This is a genomic window from Acidovorax sp. SRB_24 (assembly GCF_012931925.1).
On the sequence record NZ_MWOM01000152.1, the window covers coordinates 1 to 947 of the forward strand.

The following is a 947-nucleotide window of genomic DNA, read 5'->3' on the forward strand; positions in this document are numbered from 1 at the left end:
CGGCCAGTGCATCGGCGCCGTGGGCGTGAGCGGCGTCAAGGCGCCCGAAGACGCCCAGGTGGCCCGCGCCGGCATTGCCGCATTGGGCTTGTGAGGCGTGGCCTGCGGGCCGCCATGGGGATTGTTTTGATAGCTGCCTGCGCACGTCCACCAAGGGCTTGAGCGCGAAATGACCCAAAAAACCGGCATCTGCCGGTTTTTTTGTTTGGCATGGAAAAAAAGCCTGGCTACGCGGAGGACATCCGTTGGCTGGCCAAAACGACCCTGGCGGGCTGGAGGCCAGCCCGGGGGTCGCCCCACGATGAAACTCACTTCGTCAAGATGAGCTTGCCCAGCCGCGTGGCCTGCAGGCGGTAAATGGCGCCGTTGTGCGCGATGGCCACGGTTTTCTGGCCTTGCAGCAGGTCCTGGCTGTCCACCGCCGCCGCCGGGGTGGCCGTGCCGGTCGGACACCGGGGGGCATCGGCCGCGCCGCCATCGTGGTGCGCGGCGGGGCAAAGGGGAGGCGCTGGGGGGCTTGCGTGCATAACAGTGCGGTGTGCGGGAATTTCTGAATGAAAAATTGAGTGTCTAACGCCCCGATGCCCGATGGCGACTTTCAGCGCTGCGGCTCGGTTACGAAACCGATCTTGCGCACGCCCGCGCGTTGCGCTGCAGACATGGCCTGGGCCACGCGCTCGTAGCGCACGGCCTTGTCGCCGTTGATGTGCAGGTCGGGCTGCGGCTCCTTGGCGGCCTCGGCCTGCAGGCGGCCTTCGAGCGCGTCGTCGGGGATGGGAGCACCGTTCCAGAAATAGCCGCCGTCGGCCGCCACGCTCAGGCGCACCGTCTCGGGCTTGATCAGTTCGGGCTGGTTCACGGCGCGCGGCAGGTCGACGTTGACCGCGTGTTTCATGACCGGCACGGTGATGATGAAGATGATGAGCAGCACCAGCATCACGTCGACC

At 66.3% G+C, this 947-nt stretch carries 3 protein-coding genes; 1 reads left to right on the forward strand and 2 read right to left on the reverse strand.

The window, feature by feature from the left end:
- On the forward strand, window positions 1-94 hold a 94-nt coding region (locus B2J89_RS21155), incomplete at its 5' end, for a heme-binding protein (protein WP_205763927.1).
- A 214-nt stretch (window positions 95-308) separates the two neighbouring features.
- Here B2J89_RS21155 and hemP read toward each other — a convergent pair.
- Window positions 309-527, reverse strand: a complete 219-nt coding sequence (gene hemP / locus B2J89_RS21160) for a hemin uptake protein HemP (protein WP_169170810.1) — start codon at window positions 525-527, stop codon at window positions 309-311.
- Between the two features lie 71 nt (window positions 528-598).
- Window positions 599-947, reverse strand: a 349-nt coding sequence (locus B2J89_RS21165) for a biopolymer transporter ExbD (protein ID WP_169170811.1), incomplete at its 5' end; no start/stop codon positions are given.

Coding starts and splice junctions, on each gene's coding strand:
- hemP (WP_169170810.1), bottom strand. CDS start 527: ATGCACGCAAGCCCCCCAGCGCCTCCCCTTTGCCCCGCCGCGCACCAC.